General features: G+C 53.6%; 26 protein-coding genes and 2 pseudogenes. 16 read left to right on the top strand and 12 right to left on the bottom strand.

The annotated features are described in order from the left end of the window. Positions 1–51 precede the first annotated feature (51 nt). From tesB to QFZ34_RS12195, 7 genes and pseudogenes are all read left to right on the top strand, one after another. Positions 52–936: an acyl-CoA thioesterase II gene (gene tesB, locus QFZ34_RS12225; RefSeq protein WP_307281260.1), complete on the top strand. Its 885-nt coding sequence runs from the start codon at positions 52–54 to the stop codon at positions 934–936. A 253-nt stretch (positions 937–1,189) separates the two neighbouring features. Then, positions 1,190–1,528, top strand: a complete 339-nt coding sequence (locus tag QFZ34_RS12220) for a P-II family nitrogen regulator (protein WP_008122182.1) — start codon at positions 1,190–1,192, stop codon at positions 1,526–1,528. 25 nt (positions 1,529–1,553) lie between these two features. Next, positions 1,554–2,930 (top strand): ammonium transporter, encoded by a 1,377-nt coding sequence (locus tag QFZ34_RS12215; RefSeq protein WP_115054409.1) that lies wholly within the window; start codon positions 1,554–1,556, stop codon positions 2,928–2,930. 118 nt (positions 2,931–3,048) lie between these two features. Then, positions 3,049–3,332, top strand: a pseudogene (locus tag QFZ34_RS12210) (GIY-YIG nuclease family protein). A 369-nt stretch (positions 3,333–3,701) separates the two neighbouring features. Then, positions 3,702–6,332 (top strand): DNA translocase FtsK, encoded by a 2,631-nt coding sequence (locus QFZ34_RS12205; RefSeq protein ID WP_307281253.1) that lies wholly within the window; start codon positions 3,702–3,704, stop codon positions 6,330–6,332. A 221-nt stretch (positions 6,333–6,553) separates the two neighbouring features. Next, on the top strand, positions 6,554–7,201 hold the full coding sequence (locus QFZ34_RS12200) for an outer membrane lipoprotein carrier protein LolA (protein ID WP_115054407.1): 648 nt from the start codon (positions 6,554–6,556) through the stop codon (positions 7,199–7,201). 98 nt (positions 7,202–7,299) lie between these two features. Then, positions 7,300–8,106, top strand: a complete 807-nt coding sequence (locus QFZ34_RS12195) for an exodeoxyribonuclease III (protein ID WP_115054406.1) — start codon at positions 7,300–7,302, stop codon at positions 8,104–8,106. 130 nt (positions 8,107–8,236) lie between these two features. Here the strand turns inward: QFZ34_RS12195 and QFZ34_RS12190 are convergent, their stop codons facing one another. Together QFZ34_RS12190 and QFZ34_RS12185 are read right to left on the bottom strand one after the other, a co-directional pair. Continuing rightward, on the bottom strand, positions 8,237–8,695 hold the full coding sequence (locus QFZ34_RS12190) for a cyclic nucleotide-binding domain-containing protein (RefSeq protein ID WP_115054405.1): 459 nt from the start codon (positions 8,693–8,695) through the stop codon (positions 8,237–8,239). A gap of 38 nt (positions 8,696–8,733) precedes the next feature. Beyond that, on the bottom strand, positions 8,734–9,417 hold the full coding sequence (locus QFZ34_RS12185) for a response regulator transcription factor (protein WP_008122166.1): 684 nt from the start codon (positions 9,415–9,417) through the stop codon (positions 8,734–8,736). A gap of 129 nt (positions 9,418–9,546) precedes the next feature. Between QFZ34_RS12185 and QFZ34_RS12180 the strand changes: the two genes are divergently transcribed. After that, on the top strand, positions 9,547–10,080 hold the full coding sequence (locus tag QFZ34_RS12180; protein ID WP_307281243.1) for a L,D-transpeptidase family protein: 534 nt from the start codon (positions 9,547–9,549) through the stop codon (positions 10,078–10,080). Here the strand turns inward: QFZ34_RS12180 and QFZ34_RS12175 are convergent. The 5 genes and pseudogenes from QFZ34_RS12175 to tsaD all read right to left on the bottom strand — a co-directional run bounded on the left by QFZ34_RS12175 (position 10,077) and on the right by tsaD (position 13,547). Beyond that, a pseudogene (locus QFZ34_RS12175) lies at positions 10,077–10,752 on the bottom strand (class I SAM-dependent methyltransferase). The gene QFZ34_RS12180 and the pseudogene QFZ34_RS12175 sit on opposite strands and share 4 nt — an antisense overlap. After that, positions 10,749–11,177 (bottom strand): EVE domain-containing protein, encoded by a 429-nt coding sequence (locus tag QFZ34_RS12170; RefSeq protein WP_115054402.1) that lies wholly within the window; start codon positions 11,175–11,177, stop codon positions 10,749–10,751. The pseudogene QFZ34_RS12175 and the gene QFZ34_RS12170 overlap by 4 nt, the downstream one beginning before the upstream one ends. Before the next feature lie 8 nt (positions 11,178–11,185). Next, positions 11,186–11,476: a YciI-like protein gene (locus QFZ34_RS12165; RefSeq protein WP_307281239.1), complete on the bottom strand. Its 291-nt coding sequence runs from the start codon at positions 11,474–11,476 to the stop codon at positions 11,186–11,188. 8 nt (positions 11,477–11,484) lie between these two features. Continuing rightward, positions 11,485–12,471, bottom strand: a complete 987-nt coding sequence (locus QFZ34_RS12160) for an NAD(P)H-dependent glycerol-3-phosphate dehydrogenase (RefSeq protein ID WP_307281237.1) — start codon at positions 12,469–12,471, stop codon at positions 11,485–11,487. Then, the gene (tsaD, locus tag QFZ34_RS12155) at positions 12,468–13,547 is read right to left on the bottom strand and encodes a tRNA (adenosine(37)-N6)-threonylcarbamoyltransferase complex transferase subunit TsaD (protein ID WP_307281235.1); all 1,080 of its coding nucleotides are present in this window, start codon (positions 13,545–13,547) and stop codon (positions 12,468–12,470) included. The genes QFZ34_RS12160 and tsaD overlap by 4 nt, the downstream gene beginning before the upstream one ends. A gap of 87 nt (positions 13,548–13,634) precedes the next feature. Between tsaD and hemC the strand changes: the two genes are divergently transcribed. The 6 genes from hemC to QFZ34_RS12125 all read left to right on the top strand — a co-directional run bounded on the left by hemC (position 13,635) and on the right by QFZ34_RS12125 (position 19,691). Continuing rightward, the gene (gene hemC, locus QFZ34_RS12150; RefSeq protein WP_307281232.1) at positions 13,635–14,564 is read left to right on the top strand and encodes a hydroxymethylbilane synthase; all 930 of its coding nucleotides are present in this window, start codon (positions 13,635–13,637) and stop codon (positions 14,562–14,564) included. Further along, the gene (locus QFZ34_RS12145) at positions 14,518–15,273 is read left to right on the top strand and encodes a uroporphyrinogen-III synthase (protein WP_307281230.1); all 756 of its coding nucleotides are present in this window, start codon (positions 14,518–14,520) and stop codon (positions 15,271–15,273) included. Before hemC ends, QFZ34_RS12145 begins: the two co-directional genes overlap by 47 nt. Positions 15,274–15,379: 106 nt before the next feature. Further along, the gene (locus QFZ34_RS12140; protein WP_307281227.1) at positions 15,380–16,666 is read left to right on the top strand and encodes a COG4223 family protein; all 1,287 of its coding nucleotides are present in this window, start codon (positions 15,380–15,382) and stop codon (positions 16,664–16,666) included. Positions 16,667–16,673: 7 nt separating this feature from the next. Further along, positions 16,674–18,356 (top strand): heme biosynthesis protein HemY, encoded by a 1,683-nt coding sequence (locus tag QFZ34_RS12135; protein ID WP_307281225.1) that lies wholly within the window; start codon positions 16,674–16,676, stop codon positions 18,354–18,356. Between the two features lie 109 nt (positions 18,357–18,465). Next, entirely contained in the window at positions 18,466–18,942 is a 477-nt protein-coding gene (locus QFZ34_RS12130) for a tellurite resistance TerB family protein (RefSeq protein WP_115054394.1), read from the top strand. 11 nt (positions 18,943–18,953) lie between these two features. After that, a complete protein-coding gene (locus tag QFZ34_RS12125) occupies positions 18,954–19,691 on the top strand; it encodes a glutamine amidotransferase (protein ID WP_307281222.1) in 738 nt (245 codons plus the stop codon). Between the two features lie 5 nt (positions 19,692–19,696). Here QFZ34_RS12125 and QFZ34_RS12120 read toward each other — a convergent pair whose 3' ends face one another. Together QFZ34_RS12120 and aqpZ are read right to left on the bottom strand one after the other, a co-directional pair. Further along, entirely contained in the window at positions 19,697–20,938 is a 1,242-nt protein-coding gene (locus QFZ34_RS12120; protein ID WP_307281220.1) for an MFS transporter, read from the bottom strand. A 141-nt stretch (positions 20,939–21,079) separates the two neighbouring features. Beyond that, positions 21,080–21,766: an aquaporin Z gene (gene aqpZ / locus QFZ34_RS12115; protein ID WP_115054391.1), complete on the bottom strand. Its 687-nt coding sequence runs from the start codon at positions 21,764–21,766 to the stop codon at positions 21,080–21,082. 256 nt (positions 21,767–22,022) lie between these two features. Here aqpZ and QFZ34_RS12110 point away from each other — a divergent pair, with 256 nt between their 5' ends. Together QFZ34_RS12110 and QFZ34_RS12105 are read left to right on the top strand one after the other, a co-directional pair. Next, the gene (locus tag QFZ34_RS12110; RefSeq protein WP_307281216.1) at positions 22,023–22,349 is read left to right on the top strand and encodes a YggT family protein; all 327 of its coding nucleotides are present in this window, start codon (positions 22,023–22,025) and stop codon (positions 22,347–22,349) included. Continuing rightward, positions 22,318–22,635, top strand: coding sequence for a DUF167 family protein (locus QFZ34_RS12105; RefSeq protein WP_115054389.1), 318 nt, complete (start codon positions 22,318–22,320; stop codon positions 22,633–22,635). Before QFZ34_RS12110 ends, QFZ34_RS12105 begins: the two co-directional genes overlap by 32 nt. Before the next feature lie 5 nt (positions 22,636–22,640). On the opposite strand, the gene ppa is transcribed toward QFZ34_RS12105, so the two are convergent. The 3 genes from ppa to typA form a co-directional block, all read right to left on the bottom strand. Beyond that, positions 22,641–23,183: an inorganic diphosphatase gene (ppa, locus tag QFZ34_RS12100; protein ID WP_115054388.1), complete on the bottom strand. Its 543-nt coding sequence runs from the start codon at positions 23,181–23,183 to the stop codon at positions 22,641–22,643. Positions 23,184–23,339: 156 nt separating this feature from the next. Beyond that, positions 23,340–23,846, bottom strand: coding sequence for a GNAT family N-acetyltransferase (locus QFZ34_RS12095; RefSeq protein ID WP_115054779.1), 507 nt, complete (start codon positions 23,844–23,846; stop codon positions 23,340–23,342). Between the two features lie 120 nt (positions 23,847–23,966). After that, a complete protein-coding gene (gene typA, locus QFZ34_RS12090; protein WP_115054778.1) occupies positions 23,967–25,796 on the bottom strand; it encodes a translational GTPase TypA in 1,830 nt (609 codons plus the stop codon). Positions 25,797–25,855: the final 59 nt, after the last annotated feature.

The following is a 25,855-nucleotide window of genomic DNA, read 5'->3' as shown; positions in this document are numbered from 1 at the left end:
GGGCTGTTCCTGTTGCAAGCGATGAAACAGACGAACTGGAGATGTCCGATCATGTCCGAAGCACCCAAGTCAACAGCTATGACCGAGCTTCTGTCCATACTCGACCTTGAGACGCTTGAACACAACCTGTTTCGAGGTCGCAGCCCCCAGGTGGGCTGGCAGCGCGTTTTTGGCGGCCAGGTTATCGGACAGGCGCTTGTTGCGGCACAGCGCACCGTTGACCCGCTCCGGCACGTACATTCCCTGCATGGTTATTTCATGCGGGCGGGCGATCCCAAAGTGCCGATTATCTACGAGGTAGACCGTATCCGCGATGGTTCGAGCTTTACCACACGGCGCGTTGTGGCAATCCAGCACGGCCATGCCATCTTCTCTCTGGAAGCCTCATTCCAGATTGAGGAGGAAGGACTCGAGCACCAAAAGCCGAAACCGTTGGATGTTCCCGAACCGGAAAATCTCATTTCTGACAAAGATATGAAGGAGCAATATCTCCAGAACGCTCCCAAGATTATCCGGCAATATTGGGAGCAGGACCGGCCCATCGAGATCAAGCCGCTTTCGCTTCGGCATTATCTGACCCGCGATAAGCTCCCACCTGAGCAGAGCGTGTGGATAAAGGCCACCGGTCCCGTGCCGGAGGATCGTGCGATCCAGGCAGCAGTTCTTGCCTATCTTTCAGACATGACGCTGCTCGATACGTCGCTTTACGCGCATGGCCGTAATATTTTTGATCGGGATCTGCAGGTTGCCAGCCTCGACCACGCCATGTGGTTTCACAGGCCCTTCAGTTTCGATGATTGGATGCTCTATACCGCAGATAGTCCCAGTACATCGGGCGCCAGGGGCTTTAATCGTGGCGCACTTTATAGCCGTGACGGCACTTTAATCGCCTCTACCGCGCAGGAAGGCCTAATTCGTGTGCATAGTGCGGAGTGAACTCTGATCGCCACCTGCTAATCGCCTAAATTTTAGGCATATTGCTGCATTGCACTGATATTGTAAGCCGAACTTAAAAAATATCTTTTTGATTTCAGTATATTAGAAGTATTTTTCGAATCTGGCACGGAACTTGAATACTCCTGAGCAGTCACCAATGGCCTATGGCCAGAGGCGATGGGTTCAACGCGGTTGCTGAGAGTTCAGATAATTCCATCTGAGGGGCACCGCGCAAAGCGCAGGGGTATAGTCAATGAAAATTGTGATGGCCATCATCAAGCCGTTCAAGTTGGACGAGGTGCGCGAAGCACTCACCGCTGTCGGCATCCAGGGCCTGACCGTCACTGAGGTGAAGGGTTACGGCCGCCAAAAGGGGCACACCGAAATTTATCGTGGCGCGGAATATGCCGTCAGCTTTCTTCCCAAACTGAAGGTGGAAGTCGCTGTCGCATCCGATCTCGTCGATACCGCCGTCGAAGCCATCACTGCCGCCGCCAAGACCGGCCAGATCGGTGACGGCAAGATTTTCGTTCTCAGCATCGAGCAGGCCGTCCGTATCCGCACGGGTGAGACCGACACCGAAGCGCTGTAAATTATTGGGGTTCAAGGAGAGCATAATGAAAATTCCAAACAGTTTAACCAAAGCGGCAGGCAGCTCCCTTCTGGGATCGCTGGCTTTGACCGCATTCGGCTCGCTGGCCGCTTTTGCGCAGGAAGCAGCGCCCGCCGCTCCTGAAGCTGCAGCTGCAGCCGTGGCGACAATCAACAAGGGCGACACCGCCTGGATGATGGTTGCCACAATCCTCGTCCTGTTCATGATCCTCCCGGGTCTTGCCCTGTTCTATGGCGGTCTTGTCCGCGCCAAAAACGTTCTGTCAGTGCTCATGCAGTGCACAGGTATCACGGCTGTCGTGATGATCATCTGGGTTGTCTATGGTTATTCTTTTGCGTTTGGCGGCAGCACCAGCCCTTATTGGGGCGGATTGGGCAAAATTTTCCTTGCCGGCGTTACCCCTGATTCTGCCGCTGCCACCTTCACCGATGGCGTCCAGATTCCGGAATTGGTTTTCATCTGCTTCCAGATGACATTCGCTTGTATCACTCCGGCGCTTATCGTCGGTGCCTTTGCTGAGCGTATCAAGTTCTCGGCGACCATCCTGTTCGTCGCGCTTTGGGTTACCTTCGTTTACTTCCCGATTGCACATATGGTCTGGGATGCAAACGGCCTGATCTTCGGCTGGGGCGCTCTTGATTTTGCGGGCGGTACGGTTGTTCACATCAACGCGGGTGTTGCAGGTCTGGTCGGTGCTATCGTTATCGGCAAGCGTGCTGGCCTCGGCCGCGATATGATGGCTCCGCACTCCATGCCGCTGACCATGATCGGTGCTGCAATTCTGTGGGTTGGCTGGTTCGGTTTCAATGCCGGCTCGGCGCTCGAAGCCAATGGCACAGCGGCGCTTGCCATGATCAATACCTTCACCGCAACAGCCGGTGCTATCGTAGCTTGGGTTGCCATTGAAGCCTTTGCTCGCAAGACAGCATCCATGCTCGGTGCAGCATCAGGTATTGTTGCCGGTCTGGTCGCAGTCACGCCAGCAGCGGGTACTATCGGACCGGTGGGCGCAATCGCCCTTGGCGCGATTGCCAGCGCGATCTGCTACTACATGGTCGCAGTGGTCAAGCCGAAGCTCGGTTATGATGACAGCCTCGATGTGTTCGGCGTGCATGGCATTGGCGGTATCGTCGGCGCTATCGGCACTGGTATCTTCACCAGCGCGGCCCTTGGCGGCACAGGTTTCGCCGATGGCGTAACAATGGGCAGCCAGGTCTTTGTACAGATCAAGGCAGTTGCCGTGACCATCGTATGGAGCGGTGTGGGTTCGTTCATCCTCTACAAGATCGTCGACGTGCTGGTTGGCCTGCGTCCAACGGCCGAAAACGAGTCTATCGGTCTCGACCTCACCTCACATGGTGAAGCTGCCTATCACAATTGATAGCTGCACCCATGGATTTCGAAAGGCCCGGTTTTCCGGGCCTTTTGTTTTGAGGTTAGACCTTCGTTGAATTTACCCGCCCGAACTTGATGTGCAGTCTTACGCGCGGAGGACTTGCATGCCGGGCTATGTCTACATCCTTGCCAACCAGAAATATGGAACGCTGTATATCGGTGTGGCGTCCGATCTCGTCGCGCGTGTTTACGACATCGTGAAGGCAGAACTACCGGATTTGCATGGAAATATGGCTGCAAGCGTCTGGTCTGGCACGAAGAGCATGACCGGATTGTCGATGCAATTCAGCGGGAAAAATCCTTGAAACGCTGGTACCGGCAATGGAAGATAGAATTGATTGAAGGAATCAATCCAAATTGGGACGATCTCTATGAAGTGCTTTGGTGAGTTCCTTTGTTTCTCACATTATTGTAGCTCCCTAGCCCTCAAGGATCATAAGCACCTTCCTTTCCGTCATCCTCGGGCTTGACCCGAGGACCCATTAAACATTTGCAGAGATCAGCGAAGCACCTTCTCAATATCCAAAATCTAAAACGGGCATTCAAGATCGGTCCTCGGGTCAAGCCCGAGGATGACGGAAAGGGGCGTGCCAAGATCAGGGCGAGGCGAAGTCTCCGTCAGCATCCTCTGCTAACCTGACAATTTCCATGACATTCGCCCATGGTTAATAGCCCCTTAACCATCCACCCCGTAAGTTTGGAATCAGCTCCGTGGATTGCACAGCCACAGGGATAGACTCACGTGGGACCGGATTTCATGCGTCAAGGTTATTCAGCCTCTTATGCCATCGATGACGATAGGACTGGCTTCTACAGCCTTTTCCGCAGGCAGATAAATATTCTGATCGGCTTGGCGATCCTTTGTCTTGTCGCTTTGGCTGTCGGTAGTCTGGCAACTTGGAATGTGCTTGATCCAAGCTTCAGTCATGCCACGTCCAATCCCACGCAAAACGCCCTTGGTTATGCCGGAGCAGTGTTCTCCGATCTTGGAATGCAGTTTTTTGGCCTGTCGACCGTTGTTGCTCTGATGCCTGCCGTGTTCTGGGGTGGGTTGTTCATGACCGGTCGCGGTGTTGATCGCATGGCGCGGCGCGCTGTTGCTTGGTTCTGCGCGTCGCTGCTTGCTGCAGCCATGGCCGGTTGTTTTGCCATACCCGAAAGCTGGCCAATGCCCATTGGTCTTGGCGGCGTTCTCGGAGATATGGTTCTCAAGATTCCTGCTATTTTCACGGGCACTTTCCCGCGCGGTGGCCTTGCCATGATCCTGGTCGGTGTCCTTGCCGTTCCTACTTTATGGATATTTGCCTTTGCCAGCGGTCTTACCTATCGCGGCAGCGAGCCTGCCATTGCCAAAAAGACAACGCGTCACGTGGCCGAAGCCGATGACTTCGACGATGACGAGGATGAGGATGATGAGCGCGAAGGCGGAGGCTTGCTTGCTCTGGGTGCTGTCACGCATTTCTTTTATAGTACGCGTGCCTTGTTCCGCCGTCTCTCCGGCAGGGGCGCCGGAATCTATAATAGCGCGCGTAATATTGGCGCTCGCCATGACGATGGGTTTGATGACATTCCGGTGTCGCGTCAAAAAGTCAGCAATAATGGCGAACGCCGCGAGCCAGGCTTTTACAGCGCATCGCCGCAAATTGAAGCGCCGTCGATTGAAATCGACAATGATGATTTTGACAGCCAAGCTGACCGCTTTGATCCCTTGGCCTTCAGCGACGAAGATGAGGCCGTGGATGACTGGACACCGCAGGCAGCCCCCGCTCGCCCGTCAGCGAAGCCCGCGACCCGCGTAGCAACCCCGGCGCCAGCTCCAAAGGCTGGAGCGCGCATTCAGCGCGAGGCGCAAGCCTCGCTTATCAAATCTGATGGTTTTGAAATGCCACCGCTGCATTTCCTCAGCGAACCAAAGAATGTCGTGCGCAACCCCAGCCTTTCCAAAGAGGCATTGGAACAGAATGCGCGTCTTCTTGAAGGTGTCCTGGAGGATTTCGGTGTACGCGGCGAAATAATCCACGTCCGGCCTGGCCCGGTTGTCACGCTTTATGAGCTGGAGCCAGCACCTGGAATCAAGTCCTCGCGCGTCATCACGCTTGCCGATGATATTGCCCGCTCCATGAGCGCGATCGCTGCTCGCGTTGCCGTTGTCCCGGGCCGCAATGCTATCGGCATTGAGCTGCCCAACCAGACACGTGAAATGGTTTATCTGCGCGAACTGCTGGCCAGCCGCGATTTTGAGCAGACCAAAACCAAGCTTGCACTGGCATTGGGCAAGACCATCAATGGCGAGCCGGTCATTGCAGACCTTGCCAAGATGCCGCATTTGCTCGTGGCTGGTACAACAGGCTCGGGTAAATCTGTCGCCATCAATACCATGATCCTCTCCTTGGTCTACCGGATGACGCCGGAACAATGCCGCCTGATCATGATTGATCCGAAAATGCTCGAACTTTCCATCTATGACGGCATTCCGCATCTGCTCACTCCGGTTGTTACCGACCCCAAGAAAGCCGTTGTGGCGCTCAAATGGACGGTCAAGGAGATGGAAGACCGCTATCGCAAAATGTCGAAAGTCGGTGTCCGCAATATTGACGGCTTTAACCAGCGCGTTGAGCAAGCCCGGCAGAAGGGGGAGCGTATTGCCCGCACAGTGCAGACCGGATTTGACCGCGCCACCGGCGAGGCAGTCTATGAGACCGAAGAACTCGATCTGACCGCGATGCCCTATATTGTGGTCATCATCGACGAAATGGCCGACCTCATGATGGTTGCCGGCAAGGATATTGAAGGTGCCGTGCAGCGTCTGGCGCAGATGGCGCGTGCCGCCGGTATTCATGTGATCATGGCGACGCAGCGTCCGTCAGTCGATGTTATCACGGGTACGATCAAGGCCAACTTCCCGACGCGTATCTCCTTCCAGGTTACCTCCAAGATCGATTCGCGCACCATCCTTGGTGAGCAGGGCGGCGAGCAGCTGCTTGGCATGGGCGACATGCTCTACATGGCTGGTGGGGGACGCATTCAGCGTGTGCATGGACCATTTGTTGGTGACGATGAAGTTGAGAAAATCGTTCAGCACCTCAAATTACAGGGCGTGCCGGAATATCTCGATTCGATCACCGAGGAAGATGATGAGGACGATGGCGGGGCAGGACCTGCAGGAACGTCCAATCTTGAGGATTCCGATGACCCCTATGATCAGGCCGTCGCGGTCGTGCTGCGTGATAAAAAAGCTTCGACCAGCTATATCCAGCGCCGTCTTGGCATCGGCTATAATCGTGCTGCTTCGATTATTGAACGCATGGAAGAGGAGGGGCTTGTCGGCCCGGCCAATCATGCGGGCAAGCGTGAGATTCTCGTACCAACGCAGGATGATGATTTTTAACAGGCAAAAAGGCATTAAACTGCTGAGACTGCTTAAAAATTCAAACATAACGTAACGGCACATCATGCGTTATGGAACTGAGTCCTTCCAGTTCCTGTGGCAGTCCGGTGTTACGTGACGGAAATATGGAACCGGGTGCCGCAACCCGCCGTTTCTTAGCCATACTCAAGCCAAACTGATCGAGTATTGCTTAAGGCAAGATGACAGGAGACCCTAAACCCATGAAAACCATCACAGCATTGTTTCGCGTTGCAGGCCCGCTCGCACGGCGCGTTGTAGCTGCTTCGATACTTGGCGTGGGACTCCTTGCTGCACCGGCTCTTGCTCAGAATGCGGTGCCGGGCGCAGCCCAGCAGATTGCCAATCAGTTTTCGAGCGTTAAAACCCTGACGGGTGACTTTGTCCAGTTTGGCCCGCGCGGGGAGCAGACCGAGGGAACGTTCTATATAGAACGTCCGGGCAAGATACGTTTCAACTACAACAAACCATCACCGATTCGTGTCATTTCGGATGGCGAATCCGTTGTGATCAATAATCGCAAGCTCGACACATGGGATTTGGTCCCGCTGTCGAAGACGCCATTAAAGCTGCTTCTGAGCGATCAGATTAATTTGACCGGCAATACGGTCAAATCGGTCAAGGAAGAGCCCGATATGACAACGATCGTTCTTGGCGACAAATCAATCTTCGGTAATTCGACCATAACGATGATGTTTGATCCAAAGACTTTCGAACTGCGTCAATGGACTATCACCGATGCGCAGGGTCTCGATACGACAGTGATGATAACCAATGTCCGTACCGGTGTTCGCTTCGCCAAGGATATGTTTACAATTGACTACACCCGCATTGCGATGAAGAACAAATAAGGCTTGAACAGTCGTTCAAGCTGGCGATATCCGGTTCCAATCATCCGTAACTTGTTTTAGTCTTGCTGCTCATTCACCACCCGCGAGACTAATTTTCCATGCCTTTTTCCGTTGCTACCTGGAACATCAATTCGGTGCGCTTGCGCTTGCCGCTCGTTCTGCAATTTCTGCGCGATTATCAGCCTGACGTGCTGTGCCTGCAGGAAACCAAATGCCCCGACGATTTGTTTCCGCGGGAAGCTTTCCACATGGCCGGTTATGAACATATCGAAATCAGCGGCCAGAAAGGGTATCACGGGGTAGCAACGCTCTCCCGCCGTCCTTTGACAGAACCGGCACGTGTTGGTTTTTGCAATATCCCCGATTGCCGTCATTTGAGCACAGTTGTAACTGCCGGCTCAAAGCGGATGCGTATCCACAATTTCTATGTTCCGGCAGGCGGAGATGAACCCGATCCGGAGATCAATCCCAAGTTCAAGCACAAGCTCGGTTTTCTTGACGAGATGAAAGCGATGAATGCGGTCTATGGGGATGGCCATGCCTCATTGCTGGTGGGCGACCTCAACATCGCACCGCTTGAAACCGACGTCTGGTCGCATAAACAGTTGTTGAAGGTTGTAAGTCACACGCCCATCGAAACGGAAGGTCTGGAAGCCTTGCGCAAAAATGGCGGCTGGAGCGATCTGATGCGCCATCATATTCCACCCTCCGAGAAAATTTATACATGGTGGAGCTATAGGGCCGCCGATTGGGCGGCTGCGGATCGTGGCCGGAGACTGGATCATATTTGGGGATCGCCCGACCTTGAGGCCGATCTGAGAGACATCACAATCCTGCGCGAAGCACGTGGGTGGGAACGACCCTCCGACCACGTTCCGGTTATCGCGCGGTTTGATCTGGATTAATCCGATTTTGAGCAGGATTTCCGCGACCTGACATTAAATTCCACAAGATGCGGCGATTTTTGCCGAGAAAAGGTCGATTCTTGCTGAAGATTTTCAATCGTAGCGAGAAAATCAGTTGTGTAGAGGCGAGTTAGCTCTCGCCAAACAGCTTTTCATACTTGGAAATTTCCGCGATCATTTCGGTCAGATCTGAGGAAATCTGGTCGTGCAGCGCAGCGGCAATTTCCGGATATTCTTCAAGGATACGCCGGAACAATGAGCGGTTGAGACGGATGACCTCGGTCTCGGTGTCTGCCATTGCGCTGGTGAGGCGCTTGGTCTGGGCGATGATTGCCATTTCGCCAAGAACCGCTCCTGGCCCCACGGTTTTCAGAGCGACGCGACCGGAAGGACCTTCGCGGAACAAGGAAATCGTACCGCGATCAATGACATAGGCGCAATCAGCCGACTGACCCTCGCGGTAAAGCTCGCGGCCTTCCCGCAGGACAAGCCGCTCTGTTCCGAAGGCGAGCAGACGCAACTGGTCGCGCGTAAACGTGCCGAACAGCCCCACTGTCTCCAGAATTCGAATATCATCTTCAATTGCCATGCAATTACAGACATATACCTAGATTGACCCGATCGGCATCAAGGAATGAGCTTGTATCCCCCGCTTTCCGTGACGAGTATGGTTGAATTCGATGGATCCTGCTCGATTTTCTGCCGTAGTCTGTAAACATGCGTCTCCAACGTGTGCGTAGTCACCCCAGAGTTGTATCCCCAGACTTCCTCCAGAAGAATATCGCGTGTGATGACCTTGCCACCGGCGCGATACAAATATTTGATAATTGCGACTTCTTTTTCAGTCAGCCGGATTTTGCCGCCCTTTGCATCGATCAGCATTTTCTGGCCGGGCTTGAACGTATAGGGGCCAACAACGAAGGTAGCGTCTTCGCTCTGCTCATGCTGGCGCAGCTGCGCGCGAATGCGCGCCAGCAGTACAGCGAAGCGGAATGGCTTGGTGACATAATCATTGGCGCCGGATTCCAGGCCAAGAATCGTATCAGAATCAGTATCATGGCCGGTCAGCATGATCACCGGAGCCTTGAAACCGCCCTTTCGCAAAAGCTTGATGGCTTCACGTCCATCCATGTCCGGCAAGCCGACATCCATGATCAACAGGTCAACAACGCCATTGCGGGCGGCCTGTATGCCTTTAGTTGCATTGTCTTCCTGAACAATCTGAAACTCTTCATAAAGGCTCAGTTGCTCAACCAGAATGGCCCGCAGGTCTGCATCATCGTCGACGATTAGAATGGTACGTGCTGTCATGGGATCTCCCGCGGATGGAAAGAAGTCGTTGGAATTTAAGTCGAATTCTACAGGAAAGAAAGAGCATCGACTTGATATTGCTTATGCGGCGCATCAGTCTGACATAAAAATGCTTTTTATGAGGCAAGCATGCCACTAACCACTTTGAAGTATATCGATGTCCGCCCGCGCCCCGGCCACAAAAGCCAAGGCCAGCTGATTGCTGGCCCGATCGTCTTGCGTTGCGCACTTGGCAAGGGCGGTATTACATCGAGGAAACGTGAGGGTGATGGTGGAACTCCCTTGGCATCCATGCGGCTTCTTTATGGGTTTAAAAGACCGGATAAACAGGTGAAGGCTACGGCGCTATTGCAGCTTAACTCATTGAAAATAAACGACGGGTGGTGCGAGGTCAGCAGTGACCGCAACTATAATAGGCAAGTTCAGGTACCCTATAATGCGAGCCACGAAACCATGTGGCGCAAGGACGATCTGTACGATGTCTGTATTGTTCTTGACTGGAATATCCGGCCACGCAGAAGGGCCGGGGGCAGTGCGATATTCTTCCATCTGGCGCGGCCGGGCTATACACCAACTGAGGGCTGTATTGCTTTGAGTCGCGCAGATATGAACCGACTTTTGCCGCTTCTGTCGGATAAAACAATCATTCGTGTGCTGCGTTAGGTTGGAAAACGCCAAACCGTGGTTTTCTTGATTTCAGCATCTTCAAGAACGCGCGTCACCGGAACCGAATAAACAGCCAATGGCTGAAGAGAACCCTTGGGAAAATAAGATCGCCCCGGATCGCCGACGATTACCTCGGCGCCGCGTGAAGCAAGTTTGGCAAACCAGGGAAGAAGCAGGTCTGCCAAAGGTTTATCATAGAAAACATCGCCTGCCAGCACGACATCCCAAACCCGCATCTGTGCCGATGAGATCAGCTATTTGCACGTCCATCACTACATCATTGGCAGCGGCGTTGAGGGAAATTGCGGGTTGAGTAAAAGGATCGATATCGCAGCAAAGAACATGTTTCGCATTGGCCATTGCAGCGGCGATACCAACCAAACCTGAGCCTGAAGCGAAATCAATAACCGAGCGGTCGCTGACCATTTGCGGGTTATCAATTACATAGCGGGCGACACCTTGCCCGCCCGCCCATGCAAAGGCCCAAAATGGTGGCGGAAGCCCGATCGTTGCGAGTTCGTCTTCCGTGCGTTGCCATAGATCATGAGCTTCATCGGCGAGATGAAGCTTTATCTCCGGAACGTGGGGCGGTGATTGTATTGACGTATTTGCCAGTATGAATTGGCGGTAGCGTTCACTGGTTGGATCTAGCGCAGTCTCAGTGATCATTTGGGGGCTGGAACGAGACCACCCATCCGGCAAACTTCTTCCCACTCGTCCTCGGTAACCGGTTGCACGGAAAGCCGCATCGAGGTGACAAGTGCCATTTTTTCAAGCTTTGGATTGGCTTTGACGTCCTTAAGAGTCACCGGCTTTGGCATATCTTGAACCGCGCGGATATCAACGCAATCCCAGCGCGGATCATCAGTTGTCGAATCCGGATGGCTGAGTGCGCAAACTTCGACGATACCGACGACTTCGAGACCCTCATTGGAGTGATAGAAGAAGCCTTTATCGCCAATCTTCATGGCGCGCATATTATTGCGGGCGAGATAGTTGCGCACGCCGGTCCATTCTGTGCCCTTAGCACCTGCAGCTTTCTGCTTTTCCCACGACCATGCGTCGGGTTCTGATTTGTACAGCCAATATGCCATGTTGAAACCTATTTGTTGTCCGGATTCTTGATTGCCCAATTCCAAGGGCGGATATCGACAGAGGCGAAAAGTCCTGCCTTTGCATAGGGGTCATTGGCAGCTATCTGCTTTGCTGCCTCCAGATCGACAGAATCTACGATGACCAGACTGCCATTTGGCTTTGTGTCATCGCCCAGAAAAGGGCCGGCGAATTTTAGCTGATCACCAAGGCCATTCAGATAATCAAGATGCGCGGTCCGCGTATCAAGGCGCAATTGCAGGCTATCGGGCTTGTCGTTGCATAAAAACGCAAAAAGCATGATTTTTCCTAGTCTTCATTTTTGAGTGGCCGAGAAAGCAGAGCTTCCATGGCCTCATCGACAGTTATGTCTTCAGCCAGGATTTTTGATACAGCTGAAATGATCGGGACATCGATATCATGGCGCGCGGCGAGTTCAACTGCAATGGAGGCTGTTGCGACGCCTTCTGCCAGCGGACGCCCCGTCAAGTCTTCGCCTTTGCCCAATGCAAGACCGTAAGAGTAATTGCGCGATTGCGGTGTCGAACAAGTCAGCATGAGATCGCCAAGCCCGGAGAGGCCCATGATGGTCTCGGATCTTGCCCCCAAGGCATGCCCGATCCGGCGCAGTTCAACGAAACCGCGCGTCACAAGCGCCGCCTGTGCGCTGGCACCATATCCCCTGCCTATAGCGGCACCGGCGGCGATAGCGAGCACGTTCTTCAGTGCTCCGCCGATCTCAACGCCGGTTACATCATCTGTCGAGTAACAACGGAACGTTGTGCCTGAGAGAGCGACGGCAATGCTGTCAGCCAGCGCTTGATTACGGGACGCGACGGTTACTGCGGTAGGCAACCCTTTTGCAACGTCACTTGCAAAGCTTGGCCCCGAAAGTATGCCAAGCGGATGACCGGGAAATATTTGATCTGTCACCTGCGACATGAGAAGTCCGGTGGATCGGTCAATTCCCTTGGCGCAGATGATCAGCGGTGTCGACGCGGGAATGTGATCTTTAAGCTCGTTTAAAGCCGTCGAAAGTGCCTGCGCCGGAACAGCGCACAGAATATACTGTCCATGTGTCAGAGCGGTCCGGGCATTGCTGCTGGCTGTCAGTAATGGGTGGAGGGAGATGTTCGGCAAATGGGCATCATTGCGATGCGTGTTATTTATTGCTGCGACTGTGGTGGAATCACGGGCGTAAAGCACCACTGAGCTGCCATTGGATGCAGCCATTGTTCCAAGCGCCGTACCATAGGCGCCTCCGCCCAATACGGCGATTGGTGGCCGCTCATTCATGCCTTTGCTCCACGACGGCCGGCGCCGATCAGGGGTGCGGAATACATATCCAATGGCCAGCGTGAGCGCGGCGCAATATTGAGGGAATCGGGAGGTGTCTGGTTTGCCCGTTCGGCACCCGCCCATGCAATCATGGCCGCGTTATCTGTACATAGAGCCATTGGAGGAGCAATGAAACGAAAGCCATTCTTGTCGCAAAGCTGCTGGAGCACGCTACGCAGAACCTTATTGGCGGCAACACCTCCGGCAACGACCAAAACAGGATGATCTACAACAGGAAATGTTTCGCGAAACCGCATAAGAGAGCGTGCAACGCGGTCGTCCAGCGTATCGGCCACGGCGGTCTGGAAAGCTGCGCAAATATCATTGACATCCGTTTGAGATAGCGGTTCCAGACTGGTGGCCAGTTGTCGCACGGCAGTTTTGAGGCCAGAGAAAGAAAAATCCAGGCGTTCTTCACCCTTCAACGGGCGCGGGAGGGAGAAACGCGTCGAATCGCCGAGCATTGCCGCCTTTTCAACCTCAGGTCCGCCCGGATAGGCGAGCCCGAGCATTTTGGCGGTTTTGTCGAATGCTTCACCAAGCGCATCGTCAATGGTCGTGCCAAGTCGCTCATAGTCTCCCAGTCCCTTGACCAGAACCATTTGCGTATGACCGCCGGAAACGAGGAGCAAGAGATAGGGAAATTCAATGTTATCGGTCAGGCGAGGTGTCAGTGCATGACCTTCAAGATGATTGATTGCGTAAAATGGTTTTTGGCTTGCCAAGGCTATTGCCTTGCCGGTCATCAGTCCAACAATCAGTCCGCCAACAAGCCCTGGTCCCGCAGTTGCGGCTATGGCGTCAACATCGTTGAGCGTCAAATGCGCTTCGTGCAGTGCTTGTCCGATAAGCCGGTCGAGCACTTCAACGTGAGCGCGTGCGGCAATTTCCGGCACGACACCGCCATAGGGCGCGTGCTCTTCGATTTGGCTTAAGACGACGTTTGAAAGAATGGTGCCATAGCCAAGCTCATCACGCTCGACAATGGCTGCCGCCGTCTCATCGCAGCTTGTTTCAATACCCAGAACCCGCATCGATATCCTTCGTCGCATTGCCCGTCGAATAAAAGCCCGTTAGTAGAGGCCATGAACATGGAACTCGCGTAACACGGACTGCGGCCAATGCAAACAAAAACGCTCAAGATCGGTACACGTGGGAGTGCTCTTGCGCTTGTGCAAGCCCATGAGACACGCGACCGGTTGGTCAAAGCTCATGGTTTGAACGAGTCCGATATAGAGATCGTCGTTATCTCGACAAGTGGCGACCGGATTCAGGATAGGCCCCTGTCGGAAGTTGGCGGCAAAGGTCTTTTCACATTGGAGATTGAAGAACAGCTTGCGGATGGGCGTATTGATTTTGCTGTTCATTCCTCGAAGGACATGCCGACATTCCTGCCCGAAGGGCTGCATCTGTCGGTGTTTCTTGAGCGTGAAGATCCCCGGGATGCTTTCATCGGACGGGACGTTAAATCGCTGGCCGACTTGCCCTTGGGCGCAATTGTGGGCTCTGCATCACTTCGGCGCCAGGCATTGATCAAGCGCCTTCGGCCTGATCTGAAACTTGTCAATTTTCGCGGCAATGTGCAAACGCGCCTGCGCAAGCTTGCCGATGGAGAAGTTGACGCAACATTTCTGGCCTATGCAGGCTTAAAGCGCCTTGATCTTGGCCATGTCGTAACGGAGTTGATGGATTCCAGGGCTTTTCCCCCAGCACCAGGACAAGGTGCAATCACGGTCGAAAGCCGTATCGGCGATGACCGGATCGACAACCTGCTCGCTCCGATCAATCATCTGCCAACTTCGACTGCCCTGGCTTGCGAGCGTGCGTTCCTTGGCACTTTGGATGGTTCCTGCCGGACCCCGCTCGCCGGGCTTGCGACAATCTCGGGTGAGGTATTGCATTTCCATGGAATGATCTTGCTGCCTGACGGTAGCGAGGTTCATGAGGTTACCGGTGAGGGAGCTGTTGCCGATGCCGCACAGATCGGACGCGATGCGGCGCTGCGTGTTCGGGAAATGGCGGGTGCTCATTTCTTTACGGATTGGCTCTGATATGAAATCTGTTTTGGTTACACGGCCCGAACCCGGAGCAACCAGAACAGCCCAACGACTGGCCGATTTGGGCTTCCAGCCTCTGGTTTTGCCGCTTAGTGCAATCAAACCCCTGCCAATATCACAAGTGTCCGGGCACTATGATGCCGTTGCATTTACCAGTGCGAACGCGTTGCGGCATGTGCCAGAAGAATTTCTTGCTACGCTTTATGACCTTCCCTGTTTTGCGGTTGGTAGCTCCACCGCGCAAATAGCTCGTGCAAAAGGTTTCAAACAGGTTCTTTCGGGAAACGGAGATGGGCTATCACTGGCTGAACAGATCAATAATTCAACGTCTGAAAACGCACGGATACTTTACCTTACCGGGCGAGTCAGGGCGCCTCAGTTTGAAGATATTCTGGGGCAGTCAGGTCGAAGGGTGATAGCAATTCCTGTCTATGACACGATTTTGAACCATTATGAGACCGATTATTTGGCCCAGCTTTTCGAGTCATCGCCCGTCGATATTTGTCTACTCTATTCGAAAAGGGGTGCTTTGGCGCTTCTCGCCGTCATTGGCAAAGCGAATGCTCATCATCTATTTGAAAATGCACAGTTTTTATGTCTGTCTGACAATATAGCGCACATCGTTTCAGACCAGGGTTTCCGCCATGTCCACGTTGCCAGAGTGCAAGATGAAGCAGGATTATTTGAATTACTGCATGCTTGATCCCGCCTGTTAGCAGCGAAGCTTGTACGACGGGTGGTTTCATATGAGGAACTTCCTTGCTAGCTTTAGAGTTCAATCGAAGCATCTGTTCCTGAAGAGAGTTTCCATGGCCAAATCTACTGTTCCGCGTCATTCCAAAACGACCCGCAAATCGATGACGATCGAACTGGAGCCCTCTTCGATACAAAAGTCCGCCGTACTCCCAAAAAATGTGCCGGAGCCGGAACCCGTAGGCTTCGATCCAGCAGCTAAAGCAACTGCAGCAGCGGCAGTTGAAACGGTCGAACTAAAGGTAAGTGCAGAGCCGCCATCCTCAGTGCCAAATTTCGGTCGCGCTGACCCGGCGCCGGACAAAAATCCGCCAAGGATGAGTTCTGTCAGCGCCGCCCCTCCCCAAAAGTCGACCGACTCATTGGGGCGACTCGTTTCAGGTCTCATTGGCGGTGTTGTTGTTCTTGCCGGTGCTGCTGCGCTGCAATGGGCTGGTATATTTCCCTCACCCAAGACAGACGTTTTCGCTTTAGAACAGCAGATCGCGCAGTTGCGGGATGCGCCGGCAAAACCGCTTGATGAAGCCAGTCAAACGGCGCTGAATGAGGCTTTGGCGAGCGCCAAGCAGGCAGCTGATCAGGTTGCTGGGCTAGCGGCAGAGTTGAGTTCGGTAAAACAGAGCCTTACTGAGATCCAAAACGGTGCTTCGCCTACGGGTGCTGCTGTCGACACCAGCGCTATCGATGCACGCATCGCGACTTTGGAAAAGGAAATCAGTGACAACAGGCAGCAGGCTGTTCAGGCTGATGGTGCGGCTGCGGGCGCAACAACAAGGCTTGACGCGCTCGAAGCGAAGGTCAATGACACGTCCGGACAAGCCAATATGGCGCTCGCAATGGCCGCAACGGGATTAAAGGCTGCCGTTGATCGAGGCGAGCCTTACAAAGCCGAGCTTGATACCTATCTGGCTGTTGCTCCGGCGGCAGGAGAGGTTGAATCGTTACGGCCAGCAGAAACTAAAGGCATACCCACCGTCAATGCGCTGGCAAGCGAATTTGGCGATGTCGCCGCCAGGATCATATCAAGCACCCGCACTGTCGACCCCAATGCCGGAATTCTGGATCGTCTCTGGGCGAGTGCATCTGGTTTGGTCGAGGCGCGACCAGTCGGTATGGTTGAAGGCGAGGGCGCCGACGCGATATCGGCGCGTATCGAAGCTCATTTAAATGCCGGTGATCTGAGCGCTGCGATTGCTGAGTGGGAAAAACTCCCAGATGCAGCTAAAACGGCGTCTGCAGATTTTGGCAGTGCTATGAAGGCACGGCAGAATGCAAGCGCAGTGGTGTCAAAAGCCCTGTCCGATGCCCTGAGCGGCATCAAGACCTCGACCGGTCAGGAGTAAGAAGATCATGATGCGCATTCTGTTCTTCTTCATTGTCGTGTTGTTGCTGGGTGTCGGCTTTGCCTGGCTGGCAGATCGACCCGGCGATCTGGTTCTGACCTTCGCTGGCATGCAATATAAAGTCAGTCTTATGGTGGCAGCAACGAGCATTGTTGCCATTGTTGCCGGCGTCATGCTGAGCTGGTGGCTGGTGAAAAGCATCGTCACCTCGCCATACGCCTTGCGGCGGCATTTCCGTGCGCGCAAACGCGACCGTGGTTATCAATCACTTTCCACAGGCCTCATTGCCGCTGGTGCAGGCGATGGGCAAACAGCACGTTTGATGATCAAGCAGGCTGAAAAGCTTCTCAATGTCGATCAGGAGCCATTGATCAAACTGCTGGATGCGCAAGCTGCAATGCTTGAAGGCCGCACTGATGATGCGCGAGCCAAGTTTGAAGCCATGTTGGATGATCCTGAGACGAAGTTGCTCGGTTTGCGAGGGCTTTATCTGGAAGCACAAAGATTGGGTGCACGTGATGCGTCCCGCCATTATGCCGAAGAGGCTGCCTTGCTGGCTCCCAATGTCGAGTGGGCGGCTACCGCAGCACTTGGTCAAAAAACCACCCATGGCGATTGGGATGGTGCTCTGTTGCTGCTCGACAAGCAGAAAGCGACCAAGCAGATCGACAAGGAAAAGGCCAAGCGCGAGCGCGCCGTCATCCTTGCCGCAAAGGCAATCGAGACATATGAGAGCGATCCGGTGAATGCGAAGCCACTGGCCATAGAAGCCAACAAGCTGGCTCCTGACCTTGTTCCGGCGGCAATCGTTGCGGCCAAGTCGCTGTTTGCTCAAGGCGATTTGCGCAAGGGTTCGAAAATTCTTGAGTATACCTGGAAGCGGGAGCCGCATCCCGGCGTTGCAGATACCTATGTTCATGCCAGGGTTGGGGATTCACCTATTGATCGCTTAAAGCGCGCGCGCCACTTAGCCGGGCTCTATCCGCATCATGCAGAATCCAATTTGGCAATTGCTCACGCTGCTCTTGCCGCTGGCGAACTCAAGGAAGCGCGTGAAGCTGCCGAAGCAGTTCTGCGCAGTACGCCTCGTGAAAGTGCTTATTTGCTGCTTGCGGATATTGAGGAAGCGCAGACCGGCGATCAAGGCCGTGTCCGGCAATGGCTGTCCCGCGCGGTAAAAGCGCCACGCGATCCCGCATGGACCGCCGATGGCTACGTCTCCGAGCGCTGGGCGCCAGCCTCCCCGGTAACGGGAAAGCTGGACGCATTTGTGTGGAAAGTCCCGGTAGAACAAATTGGTCCTGTGATCGATGCGGGCGATGATTTTGACAAAGCGTTGGCGACGGAGCCGTCAAGACCGGAGCAGCCTACAATAGAGGCAAAACCGATTTTACCCCCACGCAAACAGGACACAAAATCGCAGCCGGTGGAGCTTCCTGAGGATCAGGACGTGGTGGATGCGGAAATTGTGCCGTTTGAGCCGCCAACACAACAAACTGCAAAGGCTTCGTTGGACAAATCTTCGGCGAATTCGGATTCGCCCCAGAGAATTGCATCGGTTCTGCCACGACTGCCGGAGAAGCCCAAGGAATCTACTAGCGAGCCATTTGTTGGACCGGTACCGGATGATCCAGGTGTGAAACCGGAGTATAAATCATCGCAATCGAACAAGAAATTCAAGTTGTTCTGATGGTGGCAAAAGCCATCGGGTCTTGTTTGCGGCAAGATGCACAGTAGCGGGATAGGACGACTCGGGCTATCAATTGAAAAGTGATACCAAAGCGGAAAGACTCCCATAAATGCTTGATCGCCTTGTTACTTTTTTTAAAACCTTACCGTCCGGTGAAAGTGGCGCCGAGCATTTTTCAAAATCTGATCCCCGTCTTGCGGCCGCTGCCCTCCTTTTTCATGTCATGGATGCAGACGGTTCAAGCAGCAAAGAAGAACGCAAGCGTGTCTCACAACTCATATCCAATGCTTATGGGCTGAAGGGCGAGGCACTGAAGCGCCTTTTGAATGAGGGTGAGCAGGCCGATCAAGAGGCAGTTGATCTTTACAGCTTTACCAGCATCATAAAGCGCAATCTTGACGAGGATGCCCGGATCAAATTCATTGAGTTGATGTGGGAAGTTGTTTTTGCAGATGGGGTTGCCCATGAACTTGAGGACAATGTTGTCTGGCGGGTTGCCGAACTGATCGGCGTATCCACCCGAGACCGGGTTACCATGAAGCAACGTGCTGCAGTTCGAGCCGAACGGGATGTGCCCGAAGAATAGGACAAAAGCGGATGTTCCAGACAGAATGGATGGAAGCGGCGGGTCATACACAGCGCCCAAAAATCCTCGCAGTTCTGCATCAGGAAAGATCTAGCACTGGACGCGTCGGACAGCTGCTGCTGGAAGCCGGGTTTGTGTTGGATATCCGGCGCCCGCCGCTTGGCGATCCATTGCCGGATACTTTGGAAAATCACGCCGGCGCTGTTATTTTTGGCGGGCCAATGAGCGCCAACGATCCAGAAGAATATATAAGGCGGGAAACAGATTGGCTGTCGGTACCGTTGGCTGAGGAAAAGCCATTTCTTGGTATCTGCCTTGGGGCCCAAATGCTGTCCAATCACCTCGGTGGAAAAGTTTCCCCTCATCCCGACGGGCTGGTCGAAATAGGCTGGTACCCTTTGCAACCGACAGAGGCTGGCAGGACCCTTATGGACTGGCCATCCATGGTCTATCACTTTCATCGTGAAGGCTTTGAACTGCCAAAATCAGCCACTTTGCTGGCTACGGGCAACACCTATGCCAATCAGGCTTTCCGCTACGGCAAGAATGCCTGGGGCGTGCAGTTCCATGCGGAGTTGACGCGCGCCATGATGCAGCGCTGGGTGGTTCGCGGGTCGGAACGGTTTTCGCTTTGCGGCGCCCAGCAGGGCCGGGATCATCTGGAAGGCCGGATGATCCATGACGCTGTTCTAAAAGCTTGGCTACAACGCTTTTTAGGTATTGTTTTCGGCGCTCCGGTTGCTGCCTAAAAGCTTCAGGTCCTGCCTTGCAAGTTACGAGCCTTGCGAAGCTGCGGAAACCACCAAGCCCACAATCCGGCAACGGCAACAGTTCCAATTCCACCAAACACCACGGCTGGAATTGTTCCAATCATAGAGGCCATGATCCCTGCGCGGAATTCTCCCAATTCATTTGAGGCGCCGACAAACACCATATTCACGGCATTAACGCGGCCACGCACATTATCCGGTGTCCAGAGTTGAAGCAGCGTTTCGCGAATGTAAACGCTGACCATATCTGCCGCGCCCATCAATGCGAGAACCACTATGGAAAGCCAGGCAAGGTTTGACACGCCAAACATGATGGTGAGCAAGCCAAACAGGGCTACGAAGACAAACATGATAAGTCCGGCATGATCGCGGATGGGATGGCCTGTCAACCAGACAGCGGTCAGGATTGCGCCGATACCGGGTGCCGCACGCAGCATGCCCAGCCCCCATGGTCCGAGCTCCAGAATATCCCGCGCATAGACGGGCAATAGCGCTACAGCACCACCGAGCAAAACTGCAAAAAGATCCAGTGAAATGGCACCAAGGACGACTTTCTCTTTCCAGATGTAGTGGAAGCCTGCCAGCAGGGTTTGAAGAGATTTTTTCTCATTCAATGTATGTTGCGTGGGTTTAGGAATGGAGAATATGGCGAGGACGGAAATGAGCAACATGATGCAGGCGACGCCATATGCTGCCACAGGCGATATACCGTAGAGCAACCCTCCGGCGACGGGACCAACCAGCGTAGCGATTTGCCAAGCCGAGGAGTTCCATGAAACGGCGTTCGAGAATATCTCTGCAGGCACGAGATTGACGACAAGTGACGAAGAGGCAGGGCCGAGAAATGCCCGCCCGACGCCGAAACCAGCCAGCACGAGGAAAACATGCACAGGGCTGAAGCTGTGTGTCACGGTAAGCAAAAGCAACAGCGCAGCGCAGATCAACTCGACGCCGATCGACAATCCCATGATAAGGCGGCGCCCGAAACGGTCCGATGCAGCGCCGGTAACCAGAACCAGCAAGAGCGCTGGTGCGAACTGCACGAGCCCCACCATGCCAAGATGAAAGGGATCGCGTGTCAGATCATATATCTGCCAGCCAACAGACACACTGATGATCTGAATGGCAAATGAGCCAAAAAATCGTGAAAGCCAGTAAAATGTGAAGGAAGAGTGGCGAAAGGCGGCGTAACGATCGTGAACCGCATCCGTTGCAGGAATGGTCATTTCGGTGAGGAAAACTCCGGGAGATGGAAATTTCTTCTAGAACAATTTACTGCGGAAGTAGAGAAAAAAGCGGCACTTTATATTGCAGAGTGAAAGTAAGTGGGAGCGAGCAGGTTTTACGCGGCTCGCTCCGGCAGGTTGTTAGTCTTTGCCGAGCAAAGATTTCCAAATAACTGCACCAATGGCAGCGCCAATGAGTGGGGCTACCCAGAAGAGCCAAAGCTGGCCGAGGGCCGCAGTTTCGGCAAACAGGGCCACGCCCGTGGAGCGGGCCGGATTGACTGAAGTGTTGCTGACAGGGATGGAAACCAGATGGATCAATGTCAGACCAAGGCCAATAGGAATTGGCGCGAAGCCTGCTGGAACGGAAGCAGAAGTTGCCCCCAGGATAATGATCAGAAAGAATGCCGTCAGCACGACTTCGGCCACAAGCACTGCTGTTAGTCCATAGCCGCCCGGTGAGAGCGTATCATATCCATTTGATGCAAAGCCCCCAGCGGCAAATCCGGCCTTCCCTGATGCAACAAGATAGAGCACGGCTGCCGCAGCGATTGCTCCAATTACCTGTGCTATCCAGTATGGGATCAGCTGTTTAACGTCGAAGCGACCGGCTATAGCCAGTCCAAGCGATACTGCCGGATTGAAATGCCCCCCTGAGATACCGCCGACCGCATAGGCCATGGTGAGAACGGTAAGACCAAAGGCCAATGCAACGCCTAGATAGCCGATACCAACGTCAGGTAGCCCGGCTGCCAGAACAGCACTGCCACAACCACCAAGAACTAGCCAGAATGTACCGAAGAATTCCGCTGATAGTCTATTTAGCATGGTAACCCCCTAGATGAAAAAGGGCCGGATTGGCCCGAATCACACGCTCTATATTTATTCCTGTTTTTTTGGTTCAACAATATCTAGTGGGTTACCTTGGTAAATGGACCGGCTCTAGTCTTTCTAAGACAGTACACGACATGGAAATACTATGAGCGACCTTTGAACGAGTAACTGGGAAAATACGCCTGGCCATTGGCCTCTTGCTCGTAGGCCAGTCAATCGCTACATAACCTGTGACTTTCAGGAGAAACAGATGCTCGCTATCATCCGAACCATAGATCTTGCCCTCGATATCTATACCTGGATTCTTATTGCCAGCGCGATTTTTTCATGGCTTTACGCTTTTAACGTCATCAATTCGAGCAACAGATTCGTCGCTTCCATTGGCGATTTTCTCTATCGCGTGACCGAACCCGCCTTGCGCCCGATACGGCGGTTCCTCCCCGATCTCGGTGGGATCGATATTTCTCCCATAGTCCTGCTGTTGCTGATCTTCTTCATCCGTCAGCTGCTATGGACCACTATTGCGCCAATCCTGCTTTTAAACAGTGACGAGCCAGTACTTTCGCAAGGAAGTTGACGGTCTAACGGTTTTTGTGCGGTTGACCCCAAAATCTGCAAAAGACGCAGTGGAGGGTGTGGAAACAACGGATGATGGCCGTGCGCATCTCAAGGTGCGGGTGCGGGCAGTTCCCGAAGATGGGAAGGCCAATGCAGCACTTATAAAGCTATTGGCAAAATGGCTAGATGTTGCACCGCGAAGTATCACGATTGTTGCAGGGGCAACGTCGCGGCTTAAACAAATCAGATTTGAAGGCGATCCGGGCAGCCTGATTGCCAAGCTGTCCGGTTCAATAAAACTCTAAATAGATTACGCAGTGCCAACTTTAGCGTTATGGCGCTCAATCGCTTCTCTGATCAACTGGCGCGCGGCATCTTCATCGCCCCAATCGCCGATCTTCACCCATTTGCCGGGCTCTAGATCCTTATAATGTTCAAAGAAATGTTGGATCTGCTTTAGCGTGATTTCCGGCAGGTCTGTGTAATTATGGACCTTCTCGTAACGCAGCGTCAGATGCGGCGAGGGAACAGCAATGATTTTTTCGTCCTGGCCCTTATTGTCTTCCATGACAAGAACGCCAATCGGACGGACATTGATCACGCTTGTAGGCATCAATGCGCGGGTATTGCAGATAAGAACGTCGATGGGATCCCCATCATCCGATAATGTATGGGGTACGAAACCATAATTGCCTGGATAGGTCATGGGCGTGTGCAGAAAGCGATCGACGAAGAGCGCGCCGGAATCCTTATCCAGTTCATATTTGATAGGTTGACCGCCGACGGGGACTTCGATGATCACGTTAACGTCTTCAGGAGGATTGTTGCCGACAGGAATGGCATCGATGCGCATATTCTAGGAGTCCTTGTTGGTTTGGGAGTGCTGTACTGATTTTTGGCCCTTTGCGCAACAAGGCGCCGCCTTTTAGGTCGTCATCCAACCTATTCTTGCGACGATTGGGCGCAAAATCAGGATATATCGTAGTATGATTGATGCAGAGAGATGATTTTAACTCCAGACGAAAGCGCGCTTCTTGAGCATCTTGCCGTCGAAACATTCAACACCCTCAGCTACGTCACGGCCCCCCGCGCCGTGATAGAACGAAACGGCAAGATCATTGTCCTCAAGCACCCAGATGACCATACCCTTAAGACCTTGGTCGCCCAAGCTGCGCCTTGCTGCGCCGAGCAATCGTGAGCCGAGACCGCAGCCTTGATATTCCGGACGGATGTAGAGTTCGTAAACCTCGCCCTTCTCCGGCAATTGGCGGGCGCGGTTAGGCCCGAGTGTTGCGTAACCGGCGACGACGCCCCCAATATCCGCCACCAGAATTTGCGTAGAGCGCTTGATGGCTCGTGCCCACCAATCTGCTCCTCTGCGTTCCAGCATGGTGTTAAGAGCGCGATGAGGAATGATGCCGGTGTAGGCACCGCGCCAAGCAGCCAGATGAATGGCAGAAATTGCCACCGCATCAGCCAAACCGGCTTTTCTTATCTCGGTTACGTGCGTGCTCATGGCAAAGAGCATAAACCTGCGACACGCGATTTCGCAACGGCATTACGAACGATTTTTGGGAGCATCAAAAAGAAAAGCGGCGATAAACGCCGCTTTTCCAAAGTCTATAAGTTATGGCGATTAAGCTGCGCCGGCAGCCTTATTGCTCTTTTCGAAACGCTTGCGTTCATTCGGATCAAGGTAAAGCTTGCGCAAACGAATGGACTTCGGCGTAACTTCCATAAGTTCGTCATCCTGAATCCAAGACAGAGCGCGTTCGAGCGTCATGCGGATTGGCGGGGTGAGCTTGACGGCTTCGTCCTTGCCGGCAGCGCGGATATTGGTCAGCTTCTTGCCCTTGAGGATATTCACTTCAAGATCATTGTCGCGCGAATGGATGCCAATGATCATACCGGCATAGACCTTAACGCCTGCTTCGATAATCATCTGACCACGGTCTTCGAGGTTCCACATGGCGAATGCCACGGATTCACCCTGATCGTTGGAGATCAGAACGCCATTGTTGCGACCTGCGATTTCGCCCCGGAAAGGCTCATAGGCGCGGAACAGCCGATTCATGATCGCGGTGCCGCGTGTATCTGTCAAAAGCTCTGACTGATAGCCAATGAGGCCGCGTGTCGGTGCGTAGAAAACCATCCGGACACGATTGCCGCCAGAGGGACGCAGCTCAACCATTTCGGCTTTGCGCTCTGACATCTTCTGAACAACCGTACCGGAATATTCTTCATCAACGTCGATCAGAACTTCTTCGATAGGCTCGAGCAGATTGCCTGCATCGTCCTTTTGCATCACAACGCGCGGGCGGGAAACACCAAGCTCAAAGCCTTCACGGCGCATGTTCTCGATGAGAACGGCGAGCTGCAATTCACCGCGACCTGATACGAAGAATGAGTCCTTTTCGCCCGATTCCTCGACCTTGAGCGCAACATTGCCTTCAGCTTCCTTCATCAGGCGATCACGAATGACGCGGCTGGTAACCTTGTCGCCTTCAGTACCGGCGAGCGGGCTGTCGTTGACGATGAAGGACATGGTAACCGTTGGCGGATCGATAGGCTGCGCATGAAGCGGTTCGGTCACTTCAAGAGCGCAGAAAGTATCAGCAACAGTTCCTTTTTGCAGACCGGCGATTGCAACGATGTCGCCCGCATGGGCTTCGTCAATCGATTGGCGCTCAAGACCACGGAAGGTCAAAATCTTTGAGATACGGCCGGTTTCGATCTGTGTGCCATCGCCGTGCAAAACCTTGACGGGCTGGTTGGACTTGACTGTACCGGAATGGATGCGGCCTGTGATAATGCGACCCAGGAACGGATCGGCTTCAAGGATTGTTCCGATCATCTTGAAAGGGCCTTCGCCAACGGTTGGCGCGGGCACATGATCAAGAACCATGTCAAACAAGGCGGATAGGCCCTGATCCTGCGGGCCTTCTGGATTTTTTGCCATCCAGCCATTGCGGCCTGAACCATAAAGGATCGGGAAATCAAGCTGTTCGTCAGTAGCGTCCAGTGCAGCAAAAAGATCGAAAACTTCGTTTACGACTTCTTCGTGACGTGCATCAGGACGGTCGATCTTGTTGATCGCTACGATTGGACGAAGCCCAACTTTCAAAGCCTTACCGACAACAAACTTTGTTTGTGGCATCGGACCTTCAGCCGCATCGACGAGAACGATGGCGCCATCGACCATCGAAAGAATACGTTCGACTTCACCACCGAAATCGGCGTGGCCAGGTGTATCAACGATGTTGATGCGGGAATCTTTCCAGACTACGGAAGTGGCCTTGGCGAGAATGGTGATCCCGCGTTCCTTTTCGATGTCGTTGGAGTCCATCATTCTTTCGGCAACGCGCTGATTATCGCGGAAGTTGCCGGACTGTTTCAATAGTTCGTCAACAAGCGTGGTTTTGCCATGGTCAACGTGTGCGATGATCGCGATGTTGCGCAGTTTCATGAGGTTCTCTTTGGAGGATTGTGGACGCAAAATTGCATGCGACGCTTTACATTTGCGCG

Origin of the sequence: Phyllobacterium ifriqiyense, from assembly GCF_030817885.1 — a bacterium.
Classification (GTDB): domain Bacteria; phylum Pseudomonadota; class Alphaproteobacteria; order Rhizobiales; family Rhizobiaceae; genus Phyllobacterium; species Phyllobacterium ifriqiyense.
The sequence above is the reverse complement of the archived record's forward strand: the minus strand, read 5'-3'. Positions and strand labels throughout refer to the sequence as shown.

Bases quoted from the DNA above. Each gene is read 5' to 3' on its own strand.
- tesB (WP_307281260.1), top strand. From the start codon at position 52: ATGTCCGAAGCACCCAAGTCAACAGCTATGACCGAGCTTCTGTCCATA.
- QFZ34_RS12220 (WP_008122182.1), top strand. From the start codon at position 1,190: ATGAAAATTGTGATGGCCATCATCAAGCCGTTCAAGTTGGACGAGGTG.
- QFZ34_RS12215 (WP_115054409.1), top strand. From the start codon at position 1,554: ATGAAAATTCCAAACAGTTTAACCAAAGCGGCAGGCAGCTCCCTTCTG.
- QFZ34_RS12205 (WP_307281253.1), top strand. From the start codon at position 3,702: ATGCGTCAAGGTTATTCAGCCTCTTATGCCATCGATGACGATAGGACT.
- QFZ34_RS12200 (WP_115054407.1), top strand. From the start codon at position 6,554: ATGAAAACCATCACAGCATTGTTTCGCGTTGCAGGCCCGCTCGCACGG.
- QFZ34_RS12195 (WP_115054406.1), top strand. From the start codon at position 7,300: ATGCCTTTTTCCGTTGCTACCTGGAACATCAATTCGGTGCGCTTGCGC.
- QFZ34_RS12190 (WP_115054405.1), bottom strand. From the start codon at position 8,695: ATGGCAATTGAAGATGATATTCGAATTCTGGAGACAGTGGGGCTGTTC.
- QFZ34_RS12185 (WP_008122166.1), bottom strand. From the start codon at position 9,417: ATGACAGCACGTACCATTCTAATCGTCGACGATGATGCAGACCTGCGG.
- QFZ34_RS12180 (WP_307281243.1), top strand. From the start codon at position 9,547: ATGCCACTAACCACTTTGAAGTATATCGATGTCCGCCCGCGCCCCGGC.
- QFZ34_RS12170 (WP_115054402.1), bottom strand. From the start codon at position 11,177: ATGGCATATTGGCTGTACAAATCAGAACCCGACGCATGGTCGTGGGAA.
- QFZ34_RS12165 (WP_307281239.1), bottom strand. From the start codon at position 11,476: ATGCTTTTTGCGTTTTTATGCAACGACAAGCCCGATAGCCTGCAATTG.
- QFZ34_RS12160 (WP_307281237.1), bottom strand. From the start codon at position 12,471: ATGAATGAGCGGCCACCAATCGCCGTATTGGGCGGAGGCGCCTATGGT.
- tsaD (WP_307281235.1), bottom strand. From the start codon at position 13,547: ATGCGGGTTCTGGGTATTGAAACAAGCTGCGATGAGACGGCGGCAGCC.
- hemC (WP_307281232.1), top strand. From the start codon at position 13,635: ATGCAAACAAAAACGCTCAAGATCGGTACACGTGGGAGTGCTCTTGCG.
- QFZ34_RS12140 (WP_307281227.1), top strand. From the start codon at position 15,380: ATGGCCAAATCTACTGTTCCGCGTCATTCCAAAACGACCCGCAAATCG.
- QFZ34_RS12135 (WP_307281225.1), top strand. From the start codon at position 16,674: ATGATGCGCATTCTGTTCTTCTTCATTGTCGTGTTGTTGCTGGGTGTC.
- QFZ34_RS12130 (WP_115054394.1), top strand. From the start codon at position 18,466: ATGCTTGATCGCCTTGTTACTTTTTTTAAAACCTTACCGTCCGGTGAA.
- QFZ34_RS12125 (WP_307281222.1), top strand. From the start codon at position 18,954: ATGTTCCAGACAGAATGGATGGAAGCGGCGGGTCATACACAGCGCCCA.
- QFZ34_RS12120 (WP_307281220.1), bottom strand. From the start codon at position 20,938: ATGACCATTCCTGCAACGGATGCGGTTCACGATCGTTACGCCGCCTTT.
- aqpZ (WP_115054391.1), bottom strand. From the start codon at position 21,766: ATGCTAAATAGACTATCAGCGGAATTCTTCGGTACATTCTGGCTAGTT.
- QFZ34_RS12110 (WP_307281216.1), top strand. From the start codon at position 22,023: ATGCTCGCTATCATCCGAACCATAGATCTTGCCCTCGATATCTATACC.
- ppa (WP_115054388.1), bottom strand. From the start codon at position 23,183: ATGCGCATCGATGCCATTCCTGTCGGCAACAATCCTCCTGAAGACGTT.
- QFZ34_RS12095 (WP_115054779.1), bottom strand. From the start codon at position 23,846: ATGAGCACGCACGTAACCGAGATAAGAAAAGCCGGTTTGGCTGATGCG.
- typA (WP_115054778.1), bottom strand. From the start codon at position 25,796: ATGAAACTGCGCAACATCGCGATCATCGCACACGTTGACCATGGCAAA.